Origin of the sequence: Proteus faecis (assembly GCF_030286765.1) — a bacterium.
In the GTDB taxonomy this organism is placed as follows: Bacteria; Pseudomonadota; Gammaproteobacteria; order Enterobacterales; family Enterobacteriaceae; genus Proteus; species Proteus faecis.
The window spans coordinates 129689-142589 of record NZ_JASVWV010000003.1 but is presented as its reverse complement, the minus strand read 5'-3'; the positions used below and the strand labels follow the sequence as shown (position 1 = coordinate 142589).

Here is a 12901-nt window from a genome sequence, read left to right as displayed (position 1 = left end):
TAGAAAACGATAAGCTATGACTATTCATGGTTGTTCTGGTTTTCTGTCGCCACTTTGTCGCCATTATCATTTTTTAAGAAAAAGCTCTGTTCCTGTCTTATTCTTTCTTCTATATTATATTTAATATTATATAGATTGCTTAGATAAGTTATATAAGTATTTAAATTTTTGTTAGGATACAGAGCCGTAAAAACTTCAGTTGTTACATTAATAATATCATATGTTTTTCTTACTATTTCTGTTAGTAGCATAGAGTATAAAATGGATGAATATTTATGTTCATCATCGCTTTTAACTAAATCTCTAAAGTAAGAAATTAAAGATTTATTTATATCAAAAGTTAGATAATTTTTGATATCAGAGTAATTATTTGATAATGAATCAACCTTCATTTCAACATTCAGAAGGAAGGAAAGATATTGGGTTGGATATGTTTCTTTTTTGTTATAAAAAATATATTTTTTATCAAGGTTAAGGAAATCGTTTAATGAAATAATAAGGGTTTTAATTTTGTCATTTAATTTGGTTGTGAAATTTTTATTTAATGTGTCATTATATTCATTTGAATTTATATATGCTTTACTATAAATAGTTAATAGTTGTTTTATTTTTTTTTGCTCTATGTCATAAATATATCCTAATTGTTCATAAATGCTTTTTTTCTTAGATAGGTAGATATCAACTTTATTTTTCTCTTGAGCCTCTCCAAGTTGTTTTTTTGCCGTTTTTATCTGGATATCTGTTTGATATGATCTATGTGCACTAACAACAAAAGCACCTAATATTGGTGATAGGGCTAAAATACCAAATGGAAATTTACTAATTTCAAAAAAATTACTAAACCCTTTAAAATCAAGTCGTAAAGAAAATTCACTCCAAATTCCTGCTCCAAAATAAATACCTGATACTAATGGTGCTATAATTGCTAGCCAGAATAGCCATTGTTTATGAAGACTTTTTTCATTTAGAATGAATTTATTTTTATGCTTAAATATAAATAGTAACGTTAATGTGACTAAAATTGCATAACCAATTAAAATCATAATGTATCCAATTTGGCCAAAGGATTAAACATCAGCGCATCATTTAAATGCTCTGGGGCGAAATGCGAATATCGCATAGTCATTTTAATATCGGTATGACCTAATATCCGCTGTAAAACTAAAATATTACCGCCTGACATCATAAAGTGTGAGGCAAAAGTATGTCGTAAAACATGAGATGACTGTCTATGTGGTAATTCAATATTGGCGCGTTTTATTGCTGAACGAAAAGCAGAATAGCAGGGCGTAAATAATTGACCTCTACGCTTCGGAATTTCATTAAACAACTCTTCTGATATAGGTACAGTTCTATTACGTTTACCTTTTGTTTTAGTAAACGTAATTTTGTAAGGGGTAACTTGTGAACTAGTTAAACCTTCAGCTTCTGACCAACGCGCACCAGTGGAAAGTGCTATTTTGACAATAATAGATAAGTCTTTCGCTTTGCTTTTATCGCATTCTTCTAGCAGTTGGATAATCTGTTCATCAGAAAGAAACGCCATTTCTGATTCATCAGTACGAAATGAGCGAACATTCTTTAATGGGTTATCATCTTTCCACTCACCCAATCGATGCAACTCATTAAACATAGCGCGAAAATAGGCTAGTTCAAGGTTTGTTGTTCTTGGTGCAACAGACTTGATCCTATCGGCACGAGTAATTTTTCCACTTAATCGCTTTTCACGATAAACAGAAAATAACTTAGCATTAAACTCTTTTGCTAAAGGTTCGCCCATTGCTTTGCAACCGAATAACATCATTTGTTTTCGGCTTTCACCATCAGCTAATGTAATACCATGAGCACGAAACCAGATTTCAACCAACTCAGACAATAAACGTTTATCTTCTTTTTCGCCTAGCCACGGCTTATCTTCTGTTTGTTCAAGAATATAACGTTCAAATGAAATAGCTTCACCTTTTGTAGTGAATACTTTTCTAATTCGTTTACCTGTTCGGCCGTTAGGGTAACTCTCAACTTGCCAACGGCCATCTGGTTGTTTATTTATTGCCATAATTTAAGTAATTCATTGAAAAATAGCAGGTACATTTAATGGCGTTGGGAAACTAAGATCTACATGCTGAATATAAATATATTTTCGTTTCAAACAACAATCTTTGTAAAGTTTCATTGAACGGTTACAAGGACAAGGCGCATCAGGAGATAAAATTCCATGATGATTGTCAAAAAAACGATTTAATAATCGAACAGAAAAAATTTGGTGTGTTGATTTTACATAATTAAGAACCAAATCAAGGTATTGGTAATTGTTATTATCTCCACTTTTAGGAAATAAAACACTATATTTATGGACGGGTGTGGATACTATATCGAATGTAATTATTTCAAATTTTGTCACTTCATCATAACATACTTGTCCATTATATAGTTTTCCTTTTTCATGGATACAATTATCAAGAAAACTTCTTTGCGTGTGACATATTGAACATTGTAGTTCGTGAATTATCTCACGAGAGCTAAGAAATATCTTGTATGGATATAGCATTTGCCAATTTCTAACCATATTAGTAAGGAATTGTAATCCATAGTCATGGTGTGTATCCAGATATTCTATATTATTTTTAATTGAAATTAAATTTATTTCAATTCGCTCAAGTTTACACCATGCTTCATAATATTTTTTTTCTGTAAGTAATTCAAAAACATCGCAATATAACATGTGTGAATCAATGATTGTTTTTATTAAATATAGCTTATTTGAATTGTTTTCATTGTTTTCTTTTTGACTGTTTAATAAATCAGCATTAACTTCTTTTAAAGTTGACTTATCATTTTTAGTTATATCCATCCAGTTGATAATATATTTAATGTATTTTTTGTTACTTTCCATTTTTTATTTTACCTATGGCCAATAAAACATCACTCCCTTTTCCTGATATATTTATTTCTTCTATTTCTCCATCTGGTTTTTTGTGTAAAATTGAAACTCTTAGTTCTACATCATCTTCATTTAAATTATCCATTTTTTTTTGTAAAAAATTGGAAATAAGATTTAAAAATATAGGTAAAGCGACACTTAATACAACAAAAGTGCCAAGGCTCATAATAATGCTATTGAAATTATAATATGATACTTTACTATAATCGCCATATATTTTTATATCGTTGTACTGTGTTTTTACAAAGCTAAAAAACTCTCTGCTATCATTTCCTGTAATACCAGATTTATCAATGAGCAAGGCAATATTAGTATTATTATCTTTGTTTTCATTAATCAATTTCACTAGTTCATTATTTGAATCTAATATCTGAAAGTTTAAAGTATTCATAATAAGTATCCTTTTAATCTATTGTTATTGTAGCGACAACCCGCCCGATAACAGTTAAATCAGCTAACTCACAATCAAATGCCATACCTACGCCAGAAACACGTACACGTTGCATAGGCATTCTAGTCAGTTCTCTAATGCTATTTTTTCCATCAATTTCGATGAGCCATTTTCCATCGAAAACATCGTTATATTTTTTATCAATAATGAAGTAACTATCCCCATCTTGGATAGATATTGGCTCTGATGGCAAAGGGGATTGATTGGGGAAAATCACTTTATCAAACATGATATGGTCTGAGGGTATGAGTTGTCCGTTTTTCAGTTGAAAGTTAGAAATTTTTAAGTTGTCTAGTTTTTCATGGTTAAACGGTTTACCTTCACCAAATGCTAACCACTCTAAATTAGCACCTGTTTCATACATGCAACGTACAACCATATCAGCTGGAAAATTATTACGTTTATATCTTCCTGATATACCGCTAGCTCCCATATTGAAGTGTTCAGCTAGCATTATTTTTGAAGTGAAACCATAGGCTTTTATTATTCTATCTAACACCTCGCCACTGTTTTCACAGAACACAAAGTCAAAAGGCTGGTTCATCTTAAATAACCCTCAATTACGCAAAACGTGAAGTTTCTTGTTTTTTAATGTTGACTATCCGCGAAAAGTGAATTAGTCTTCACGTTATGGAAAGTAACGAATAGTATTGAATAGCATCGAGTGACATCGAATAGGAGATTTTGCCTTATGCGTCCTAATATTACAATCAACATAAACACGCCTTATCTTACAATTGACGCGTTCAGCACATGCACTGGATTATCTAAATCAACCATTCGTGACATGATTGCTGATGGGCGTTTACCTGTGCGCGCTAAGTCAGCAGACATGAAGCGTGGAAAAGTATTAATCAATATGCTTGCTCTTTATACGGATGCATCGGAAGGTTGCAATATTTCGCTTCAACCTAATTTGTAAGCCAAGTCTTTCGCATTTTGAGAATAAACACCATGTTTGATTATCAGGTTTCCAAACAAGCGCACTTTGATAATGCATGCCGTGCTTTCGCAAATACCCATAAAGGGGATTTAGTGCAAATAGCTGAAAGCATCGGCATGAACGCCCAAATGTTGCGTAACAAGTTAAACCCTGAACAACCGCACCAATTAACGTGCATTGATTTAATGAAACTGACTGATGCAACTGAGGACGCCTCTATCCTTGATGGTGTCTTAGAACAAATGCAATGTCAGCCGTCAGTGCCAGTTAATGAAGTGTGTGATTCTAATGTACCTGCTTATTTACTAACGGCGGTCGGTGAAGTGGGGAAGTTAGCAACAAATACAGTTTCAGGCGGTAATTTAAATAATGCACGTGTCGCTGACTTTAAACGTTCTGTTAATACAGCAATTCGTTGTTTAACGTTGGCAGGCATAACACTATCGGCAAGATTACATACTAATCCGGCGTTTGCCTGTGCAGTGGATGCAGTCGCTAATCTTAGCCCATCAATGATGTGAGGTTTTAAAATGAAATTAAATTCATTACAGCTTCAACAACACAAATATAAATTATCAAGTGATTCATTTAAAAATGAAAATAACAATTCTATTTATATTGTTAGTCTCATTTTATTTATGGGTTATTTATTAATATCAGCTTTAAGTTAATTAAAGAGGTTATTATGTATCAGAATCAAGTTGAAAACGAACAACGTGCTTTTCATATTCCAGTTGCTCAACGTGTCGATGGATTAAATCATACCGCTAAATTACGTTCTCGCCATTTTGGTTTACAAAATGAAGAATTAAAACGCTTCTTTTTTGATATGCGCGATAGATTTGATGATTGCTATCAAGAAAATAAAAAATTCTTAGGCGTCATTTTATATATGGCAGGTATTCCCAAAGAAAGACATGATTTAAAATTTGAAGATTTTAAAACATCGGAAATATTCGACATTATTAAAGCTATTAATCATATCAAAGCCGTTACGGCATTATTACCTAAACAATTAGCATTACCGCAATAATTAATTAAACCCAAAATAAAAATAAATGACCTTAATCAGTCAGGGCTTTTTGCAACCTAAATAAAGGAAATACATTATGAGAACATCAATACCAGAACCCATTTTTACACCTGATTTAGTGTCTGAAATTGACCAGGTGTTAGCTTTAGATTCCATGTTGGTATTTGCACGCAATGAACAAAAGCAAATTTGTGCAGATAAATACGCTTCACACATTCGCAAGTTACGTCGCCTTATCATTCAAAACAAAATGGATTACGCCGACGTTGCTGAACTGTTGGAAAGTGAAGCATCAGAGCTAGAACGTCAAGCGCAAGAACTGGTTTGATATGACTAGTGCGGTGGAGAATAACAGCGACGTATTTATCTCAATGCGTCGCCAAAAAGAAGAATTTCAGCCAGGGCTATCGCCAAAAGCGTCCTTGGCTGAACGCATTATGTATGATGCAAACCCGTTTGATATTGAATTCCGTAATAGCATCTTGGGTAATGTGCCCGATTCATTGGCGATTTATTTTGCCACCCGATATTCAAAAATATTTAAAAGTGGGAAAAAAAATAGCAGGCGTCTTGCTAATACATTTTTACGCAAATTTGCACAGAATGTATTACCAAGATACAACCTTGTTTTATCAAAGTATCAATTTGATGGTGTTACATCAGGTTATGATTTTTTCCCTGAAAAATACGTCGAACAAATTTCTAACCTACACACGTTAGACCGTGGAACCATCAAAGAGCTGGCGAACGGTATCGCTCGCTATCTTACATCTACATTTACTGAATTTTGCCAACGTGCTGATTATGAGAATGAATCAGACGGTGCTAAGTTCGGCTACAAGAAAATAAGTAAGATCACTTCACAAATAGGCACTGTGCCACCGTACTGGAAGCAGTTCACGCAAGGGCGTGGAATAACAGAAGGGCAAATGTTATCAGGCTTATTACGCATGATGTCTGATAAGTGGTGGTATGGACGTTTAAAGCGCATGCGCGATTTGCGTGCTGAACATTTGGCTATTGCAGTCGGGCAAGTGCAAAAAAGTGCTTCCCCTTATATTTCCCGTCGTGCTTTACATGAGTGGATAGAACAAAAAAAACGTAACTGGGATTATATTAAAAGTTTCGATTTAACCAATGAGAATGGTGAGCGTGTTTCTCTTGAAGAAATGGTATTAGCCAGTGTTTCTAATCCTGCGGTTCGCCGTTGTGAATTGATGGTGCGTATGCGTGGGTTTGAAAATATGGCTAATGAAATGGGTTATGTTGGTGAGTTTTACACCCTCACAGCCCCATCAAAGTATCACAATGTATACAGTAAGGGCGGTTTCATTGAACAATGGAACGGAGCCTCCCCTCGTGATGTTCAGAAATACCTGTGCAAAGTTTGGTCAAAAGTTCGCGCTGAATATGCCCGCGAAGGTATTCGCCCTTTCGGTTTTCGTGTCGTAGAACCTCACCATGATTCAACTCCCCACTGGCATTTATTGTTATTTGTTCATCCTGATCACGTTGCAACGTTGAGACGAATTTTTGCGGAATATGCCCGCGAAGAAGATGCTTTTGAGTTAAAAACCAAAGAGGCAAAAGAAGCCCGTTTTTATGTTGAACCTATTGATAAAGAAAAAGGGTCCGCAACGGGCTATATCGCTAAATATATTTCTAAAAATATTGATGGTTACGCAATGGATGACGAGATAGATGATGAAACGGGGCAGAAATGCAAAGACATGGCTAAAGCGGTTTCAGCATGGGCGAGCTTACACCGCATTCGTCAGTTTCAGCAAATTGGCGGTGCTCCTGTGTCGGTTTGGCGTGAGTTGCGTCGCTTGCCAGGTGATGAGCAAATTCTAGCAACGGAAGATATGGATAACGTGCGTTTTGCGTCAGATGTGGGCGATTGGTATGCCTACACCGAGTTACAAGGTGGTGCAACAGTAAAACGCCAAGATTTAACCGTGAGACTTTCTTATGAAGTCACGGAAATGGGGAATGAATACGGCGAAGACGTTAAAAAAATCAAAGGGGTTTACTCACCGCTTGCGTGTGAGGACTCTTTTTATCTTACTCGCACCGCTAAGTGGGAACTGGTTGCCAAAGAATCTACCTCAGTTAAAGGGAGTGGTTTGGCTTTTGATGGCGCGATTAGCGCCCCTTGGAGTTCTGTCAATAACTGTACGGGGGAAACCCGAACGATTAACGATGAAGAAAAGGTGGTAACGGAAATTTTAGATAATTTCAGGTCAATCGGGCATGAAATTACCCTAGAGGATGCCCAAAAAATGAGAAATGGGTCGGGAATAGTCATTGATGATAAGGCATTTAGAAGTTTCAAAGATGGTTCTTTGATAAGAACGGGCACAACACAACTGAAATACCGTCAATTCCATGAACGGAAAGACCGTATTTTTAACAAAGTAAATAAATTAAGAGAGATCAGCCATGAAGAAAATAGAAATCACAGTCGAATTGCTTAATGATATTTGTGAAAAATATTCAAGAGCGTTATTTGAGTGGCAAAAGAATTGGAAGAATAATCAATTTCATCGAAATAGGATATTGCATAAAGGGCGACAGGTTGGTGCTGATTGGTATTTTTCATTGGAAGCGTTACATGATGCGATGTTGACAGGAAGAAACAAACTATTTTTAGGTGAAATGAGTGAGTGCGCGTTAGATTACTTCTGTGGGCATTTAAATATTAAACATAATGAGGAGGGCTTTTTTGAGTTAAGTAATGGTGCTCAGATTTCATTTATTAGAAATCTAGAAACAACTTTTAGTGGGCGATTTGGCGATGTCTATATTTCAGAATGGGCATGGCTAGAATCACCAAAAGAATGGGTAGATATTGCGTTAAATATAACGTTACATGACCGCTGGAGAAGGACTTTTTACTCATCACGTAGTGAACAAGATAATAGCGGGGATTTAAAATACACCCTTTTTGCTGGTGACAAAGTGAATGGTGAACCTACTTTTTTTGACCGAGTTAACGGTTGGGATGTTCCCGAAATTATCAATGTAAATAATATGATTGGTCATTTTGAGTGTCATGATAGATGGGGGGAAGAGATACTTTGTAAGTTAAATTATTAATATAAAATAAAACCATCGTGCATACATGTGATGGTTTTAACATTTATTATCACTTAGGGGTTCACAAAAATCACAAAGCTATTATACTGTTTATTCATACAGTATTCTTTAAGGGTATGATAATGACAGATAATATAAAAAGCATGGAAGCATTTGAAAGAATTGCACTTATCGCAAAAGTAGGCAGTTTTGATTCTTTCACATCGCAGGAAAAAGATATTGTTTTATCATTAATATTTGAGTTAGCCGACAATGCCAGAGTGGACTTATTGGAAAAAAATAAGCCACAAAATGTGGCTCAATAATTTAAGCAATGGGCGCTTTGAGTAAATCAAGCGCCATTTGTTTATTATCCGGTAGCAGTTTATCAATCATTTTATTCACGTCTTTGGCGCTAGGACTTAGTGTGTGGCTAAAAGTGACGTTTAAAACGAAAGTCATTCCGCATTCTAAGTCTGTGCATTGACAATAAAGGTCAGCAAATTGGCGATGTTTTCTATTTGTTGTTCTTATGATTGCCTTTTCACCGCACGCGGGGCAGAGGACTTTCATCACTTTCATATTACGAACTCCAAAATAATCGAACTTACGTAATTTTACCTTTTTTTGCCTCATTCTGCACCCAAACTGTTGTTATCTTTCTTAAAGTTGATATGCAAATGTGACGGTATATCCGGGTCACTATTGACGGCATTCTCAAACATGCGTTGCACGGGAATAACCTCATCTTGTCGATAGGCTTCACGGGCTTTGATGGGGTCACCTAAACCGCCAACGTTGCCAGGAATAATCCCAGCTAAACCTGCGGGGAAGCGGTGCGCGGTTAAAATATCTTGAGCACTGATATTTTTGACATTATTAAATTCATCTTTAGCCGAAATATCCCCAATAGGCATAAATTTAATCCCTTCGGGATCGCCTTTGGGAATATGCACAAACATCGTAGAAAAATTACCGATGCCTTTGCTATTTTCTAGATTTTTAATGATTTGGGCTTCCACTTCATCAGTGAGAGACGGGTCATTACAATAAAAAACACCGCCCGTATGAGCCCCGTTGTGGTAATACCTACGACGAAAAATAGTGGCTTCACTATTTAAGAGTGCCGCATGTATACCACCGATATAATCGGGAATACCGTAAACTTGCTGTTGAGGGTCATATTGTTTGATAAAAATGATATCTTCAGGTGGATACACTAACGGTTCACCTTCTATCAAAATGACAAAATCACCGTCTTTTCGACAACGAAGATAAAGTGACGGTAAAACAAAAAGTTGAATGACATTCCCCCAATAATCTCGCACTTTTAGAATGGCCGTATCACCAAAAATAAGGTAACTCATTACGGACGCTTTTAGTTGTTCATGGCTAAGACCACCGCCTAAAAAATCGGATAAAATCATATTTTGACGCGCATAAATTACTCCGCCATGTTGAGCATTTAAATTAACTAATTGAGCAAGCGCGGTTCTATCAATCGGGAGTGAATAATGATCATGTTCATTGTCATACCAGATATTTTGATAGTCTGTATGCGTTGTTAATATCGGCTCGGGTTTACCCAGTGTAATAATGCTCATATTTTTTTTAGGAGTATTGGAGGCCGAAATAGAGAGGTTCTTCCGTGATTTTTTCTTAGCCATTATGATGCCTTTTGAAATATCCATTTTGATTTACGTTGATTATCAGTATTCAACGGTTCATTGATTGCGCCATGAGCAATTGCCCAAAAACTATCGGCATGACCAGTTTCCATACTGCGGTCTGCCACAAAGGTCATGGCACCGCCCTTGCTGGTTGTGTCTCGACGAATAGCCAAAAAACTGGCGGTGATTTCTTTTTGCTCTCTATCCCATTCGATACGTTCTTCATCGACTAAATCCACCATTTTTAAAACGAGTTGGGTTTTCATGCTAAGGCTGTAACGAATTTCCATCGTTTCGCGTGGCGCAAAATCTTGCACCATCTCATAGACGCCATGACCTATACCTGTCGTATCAATACCGATATGTGTGAAGCGATAACGCCCATAAAGTTCTTGGATTTTTTTAGCTTGATGTTTCCACGCCATACCTTGCCAGTAATAAATAGCCAGAACACGAAACCGCTCACCAGATACAGAAGGCGGTGCTAAAATAGCAAATGCGGAGGTATCTCCTGAACGGGCAGGGTCATAACCGCCCCAGACTTCACGATTACCAAATGGGCGTGGTTCATCAGGAAAGTGATCTTCCCATAGCCCTACATCAACCCAACATTTTTCTAAATCGTTATATTTAAAGACGGATGCGCCACTATCGACAAAGACACACATATACAACATATTGAACGTATCTTTGTTATAACGATTGCGAAGTTTTTCAATGGATGCCAGGTTAAAACCGCCATTAATTGCATCTTCCAGCGTAATGACGTAACGCCATTGACCATCAGGACAATCGCGTCCACCGTCCTGCATTTCTTTAAATGTAGGGAATTTGATATTTTTACGGGCTTTTTCTGTACCGCGCCATTCGTCACCCGTCCAAAACGGATATGCGGGATGGGTTTTTGAGCTAGGCGTAGAAAAATAGGTTGTGCGCCATTTATCATGGGTTGCCATTGCAGAGGCAACTTCATTTAAATGTTTAAAGTTCGGTACCCAAAAATATTCGTCACAATAAAGATGACCTGAATAGCTTTGCGCGGTGTTTTTATTGGTGGATAAAAAGCGAAGTTCTGCGCCATTGCTTAAACGAATCGGGTTGCCTGTTAATGTCACCCCGAAAAATTGCTCTGCAATATTGACAATATAGGAGCGAAAAACCTCGGCTTGCGGTTTTGATGCGGATAAAAAGATTTGTGGGTCGCCCGTGAGTACCGCATTTTCCAGCGCTTCAAACGCAAAATACCAAGTCGCCCCAATTTGGCGTGACTTTAAAATATTACGAATGGATTTTTTAATGTTATTGCGTAAATGTTTTTGATAGCCAAAAAGCATTTTGTCAGCGAATTGCTGAAATTGTTCTTCTGTTAATTCAGAAATATCATTTTTACGATAGCGTTTTTTCTTCCTTGGTTCACCATCGTCAGACTCATTATCATTTGAGTAACCAGATTGATTATTTTGTGCTTTTGCCTGCGCCAGCTTCTCTGCGTGTTTATTTTGTTGCGCCATCAATTTGATATGATGGTTAATTAAACGGTCTAACTCCTCTTGTTCAAAAACAGTTTTATTGTTTCGCTCACTGAGCAAAATAATGCGTCGATTAATCGCATCTAAAACCGATTCATGACTGAGTAAATCCTGCCAATTCCCTTTTTCAGCCCAATAGTAAACGATTCGCCTATTCGGCAAATTAAGTTCTGTTGCAATTTCTGCAGGAGTATAGCGTCGCAAGTACAGCGATTTCGCTACTCCTATTAATTCATCTGAATATCGTGAGTTCGCCATAATGTAAAACATTATGCCTAGTCAGATTCTATCTGGCGTTGGGAGGAATTTGGTTATACGCCATATCCAAATTTAACCATTCGCCCACATCAAACAAATTCGCAATACTATTGACTCAAACGGAAGTGATGAAAATACCCACGGATGGGGGATGCTATGTAATGTCACAATTAATGACAAATTGGCTTTGTATCGCAACAGCGGGAGATACGGTTGATGGTCGAATTATTGAGGACAGTTGGATTTTAGATTCTGCTGAACTTTATGACCGCCAACTCTATACCGCGTGTATTTGGCCAGAGCATGAGCGCTGGTTCGGTTCGATGGGCGAAGTATTAGAGTTAAAAGCCGAACGTGACGAAGAAGGAACGTTAAAACTTTATGCTCGGCTACGTCCTAATCAGCATTTACTGCAAGCGAATCGTGACGGCCAGTTGCTTTTTACCTCCGCAGAATTTACCCCAACGGGTAATTTTCGCGGAACAGGGAAAACTTATCTTGAAGGGCTTGGCGTGACTTGTTCGCCAGCCAGCGTTGGTACTGACCGATTGCAGTTTAATAAAAAAGGTAAGAAGTTTCGCTATGGTGCATTAAAACCGTTGGTTTTTGATGAAGTTAAACAGTTTAAGGAAGAAAAAATGGCTAAAGGAAAAGGCTGGCGTAGTTTTTTCAATATTGATGAACCAAGTGTTGATGATACACCAGGAGACACAGGTGCCACTGATGCAATGCAAGCACTTGCGGAAGCATTATCTGCGCTTGAAATTCGTGTCACAGCAATTGAAACACAACTGACTTCAACAACAGAAAAAGTGGATGATGTTGAAGAGGATGTGGAAGTCATCAAAGATGCTGTTGATACACCTGAATTTAAACAATTGAAAGATAACTTATCTTCCATTTTAGGTAAATTCAGTAAGTTGGATGATGTGGCAACACGCATCCCTGGTAAAAATCCACGCGGTAGTAAAGAAAAACGCTTTGCTAACCTAGTGTAA

Annotated in this window: 16 protein-coding genes; 8 read left to right on the top strand and 8 right to left on the bottom strand. The window is 36.8% G+C overall.

Annotated features, from left to right (window positions below; all coding sequences use genetic code 11):
* Positions 1–20: 20 nt before the first annotated feature.
* Genes QSH13_RS06275 through QSH13_RS06255 form a run of 5 tightly spaced genes read right to left on the bottom strand, consistent with a single transcriptional unit; the run spans position 21 to position 3936 of the window.
* Positions 21–1043 (bottom strand): hypothetical protein, encoded by a 1023-nt coding sequence (locus QSH13_RS06275; RefSeq protein ID WP_286038946.1) that lies wholly within the window; start codon positions 1041–1043, stop codon positions 21–23.
* The gene (locus tag QSH13_RS06270; RefSeq protein ID WP_286038945.1) at positions 1040–2056 is read right to left on the bottom strand and encodes a phage integrase; all 1017 of its coding nucleotides are present in this window, start codon (positions 2054–2056) and stop codon (positions 1040–1042) included. Before QSH13_RS06270 ends, QSH13_RS06275 begins: the two co-directional genes overlap by 4 nt.
* 12 nt (positions 2057–2068) lie before the next feature.
* Positions 2069–2893: a SecC motif-containing protein gene (locus tag QSH13_RS06265; protein ID WP_286038944.1), complete on the bottom strand. Its 825-nt coding sequence runs from the start codon at positions 2891–2893 to the stop codon at positions 2069–2071.
* Positions 2883–3332 carry a hypothetical protein gene (locus tag QSH13_RS06260; RefSeq protein ID WP_286038943.1) on the bottom strand — a complete coding sequence of 150 codons (450 nt, stop codon included), beginning with the start codon at positions 3330–3332 and terminating at the stop codon, positions 2883–2885. Before QSH13_RS06260 ends, QSH13_RS06265 begins: the two co-directional genes overlap by 11 nt.
* A gap of 13 nt (positions 3333–3345) precedes the next feature.
* Positions 3346–3936: a phage repressor protein CI gene (locus tag QSH13_RS06255; protein ID WP_286038942.1), complete on the bottom strand. Its 591-nt coding sequence runs from the start codon at positions 3934–3936 to the stop codon at positions 3346–3348.
* A 147-nt stretch (positions 3937–4083) separates the two neighbouring features.
* Between QSH13_RS06255 and QSH13_RS06250 the strand changes: the two genes are divergently transcribed.
* From QSH13_RS06250 to QSH13_RS06220, 7 genes are all read left to right on the top strand, one after another.
* Entirely contained in the window at positions 4084–4314 is a 231-nt protein-coding gene (locus QSH13_RS06250; RefSeq protein ID WP_249717635.1) for a helix-turn-helix transcriptional regulator, read from the top strand.
* A 32-nt stretch (positions 4315–4346) separates the two neighbouring features.
* Positions 4347–4856, top strand: a complete 510-nt coding sequence (locus tag QSH13_RS06245; protein WP_049212274.1) for a phage regulatory CII family protein — start codon at positions 4347–4349, stop codon at positions 4854–4856.
* Between the two features lie 164 nt (positions 4857–5020).
* On the top strand, positions 5021–5368 hold the full coding sequence (locus tag QSH13_RS06240; protein ID WP_049219058.1) for a DUF5347 domain-containing protein: 348 nt from the start codon (positions 5021–5023) through the stop codon (positions 5366–5368).
* 76 nt (positions 5369–5444) lie between these two features.
* On the top strand, positions 5445–5696 hold the full coding sequence (locus tag QSH13_RS06235) for a DUF2732 family protein (protein ID WP_286038941.1): 252 nt from the start codon (positions 5445–5447) through the stop codon (positions 5694–5696).
* Between the two features lies 1 nt (position 5697).
* The gene (locus QSH13_RS06230; RefSeq protein ID WP_286038940.1) at positions 5698–7845 is read left to right on the top strand and encodes a replication endonuclease; all 2148 of its coding nucleotides are present in this window, start codon (positions 5698–5700) and stop codon (positions 7843–7845) included.
* The gene (locus tag QSH13_RS06225) at positions 7811–8467 is read left to right on the top strand and encodes a terminase large subunit domain-containing protein (RefSeq protein ID WP_259493166.1); all 657 of its coding nucleotides are present in this window, start codon (positions 7811–7813) and stop codon (positions 8465–8467) included. Before QSH13_RS06230 ends, QSH13_RS06225 begins: the two co-directional genes overlap by 35 nt.
* Positions 8468–8589: 122 nt before the next feature.
* Complete coding sequence (locus QSH13_RS06220) at positions 8590–8772, top strand: hypothetical protein (RefSeq protein WP_060554736.1); 183 nt, start codon at positions 8590–8592, stop codon at positions 8770–8772.
* A 1-nt stretch (position 8773) separates the two neighbouring features.
* Here QSH13_RS06220 and QSH13_RS06215 read toward each other — a convergent pair whose 3' ends face one another.
* From QSH13_RS06215 to QSH13_RS06205, 3 genes are read right to left on the bottom strand one after another with little or no spacing between them, the layout of a single operon-like run.
* Entirely contained in the window at positions 8774–9082 is a 309-nt protein-coding gene (locus tag QSH13_RS06215; protein WP_036935239.1) for an Ogr/Delta-like zinc finger protein, read from the bottom strand.
* Positions 9079–10113, bottom strand: a complete 1035-nt coding sequence (locus QSH13_RS06210) for a phage portal protein (RefSeq protein ID WP_286038939.1) — start codon at positions 10111–10113, stop codon at positions 9079–9081. Before QSH13_RS06210 ends, QSH13_RS06215 begins: the two co-directional genes overlap by 4 nt.
* Positions 10113–11903: a terminase large subunit domain-containing protein gene (locus QSH13_RS06205; RefSeq protein ID WP_286038938.1), complete on the bottom strand. Its 1791-nt coding sequence runs from the start codon at positions 11901–11903 to the stop codon at positions 10113–10115. The genes QSH13_RS06210 and QSH13_RS06205 overlap by 1 nt, the downstream gene beginning before the upstream one ends.
* 161 nt (positions 11904–12064) lie before the next feature.
* Between QSH13_RS06205 and QSH13_RS06200 the strand changes: the two genes are divergently transcribed.
* Positions 12065–12901: a GPO family capsid scaffolding protein gene (locus tag QSH13_RS06200; protein WP_286038937.1), complete on the top strand. Its 837-nt coding sequence runs from the start codon at positions 12065–12067 to the stop codon at positions 12899–12901.

Excerpts from the sequence above, each read along its gene's own strand:
- QSH13_RS06275 (WP_286038946.1), bottom strand. The coding sequence starts at position 1,043 with ATGATTTTAATTGGTTATGCAATTTTAGTCACATTAACGTTACTATTT.
- QSH13_RS06270 (WP_286038945.1), bottom strand. The coding sequence starts at position 2,056 with ATGGCAATAAATAAACAACCAGATGGCCGTTGGCAAGTTGAGAGTTAC.
- QSH13_RS06265 (WP_286038944.1), bottom strand. The coding sequence starts at position 2,893 with ATGGAAAGTAACAAAAAATACATTAAATATATTATCAACTGGATGGAT.
- QSH13_RS06260 (WP_286038943.1), bottom strand. The coding sequence starts at position 3,332 with ATGAATACTTTAAACTTTCAGATATTAGATTCAAATAATGAACTAGTG.
- QSH13_RS06255 (WP_286038942.1), bottom strand. The coding sequence starts at position 3,936 with ATGAACCAGCCTTTTGACTTTGTGTTCTGTGAAAACAGTGGCGAGGTG.
- QSH13_RS06250 (WP_249717635.1), top strand. The coding sequence starts at position 4,084 with ATGCGTCCTAATATTACAATCAACATAAACACGCCTTATCTTACAATT.
- QSH13_RS06245 (WP_049212274.1), top strand. The coding sequence starts at position 4,347 with ATGTTTGATTATCAGGTTTCCAAACAAGCGCACTTTGATAATGCATGC.
- QSH13_RS06240 (WP_049219058.1), top strand. The coding sequence starts at position 5,021 with ATGTATCAGAATCAAGTTGAAAACGAACAACGTGCTTTTCATATTCCA.
- QSH13_RS06235 (WP_286038941.1), top strand. The coding sequence starts at position 5,445 with ATGAGAACATCAATACCAGAACCCATTTTTACACCTGATTTAGTGTCT.
- QSH13_RS06230 (WP_286038940.1), top strand. The coding sequence starts at position 5,698 with ATGACTAGTGCGGTGGAGAATAACAGCGACGTATTTATCTCAATGCGT.
- QSH13_RS06225 (WP_259493166.1), top strand. The coding sequence starts at position 7,811 with ATGAAGAAAATAGAAATCACAGTCGAATTGCTTAATGATATTTGTGAA.
- QSH13_RS06220 (WP_060554736.1), top strand. The coding sequence starts at position 8,590 with ATGACAGATAATATAAAAAGCATGGAAGCATTTGAAAGAATTGCACTT.
- QSH13_RS06215 (WP_036935239.1), bottom strand. The coding sequence starts at position 9,082 with ATGAGGCAAAAAAAGGTAAAATTACGTAAGTTCGATTATTTTGGAGTT.
- QSH13_RS06210 (WP_286038939.1), bottom strand. The coding sequence starts at position 10,113 with ATGGCTAAGAAAAAATCACGGAAGAACCTCTCTATTTCGGCCTCCAAT.
- QSH13_RS06205 (WP_286038938.1), bottom strand. The coding sequence starts at position 11,903 with ATGGCGAACTCACGATATTCAGATGAATTAATAGGAGTAGCGAAATCG.
- QSH13_RS06200 (WP_286038937.1), top strand. The coding sequence starts at position 12,065 with ATGTCACAATTAATGACAAATTGGCTTTGTATCGCAACAGCGGGAGAT.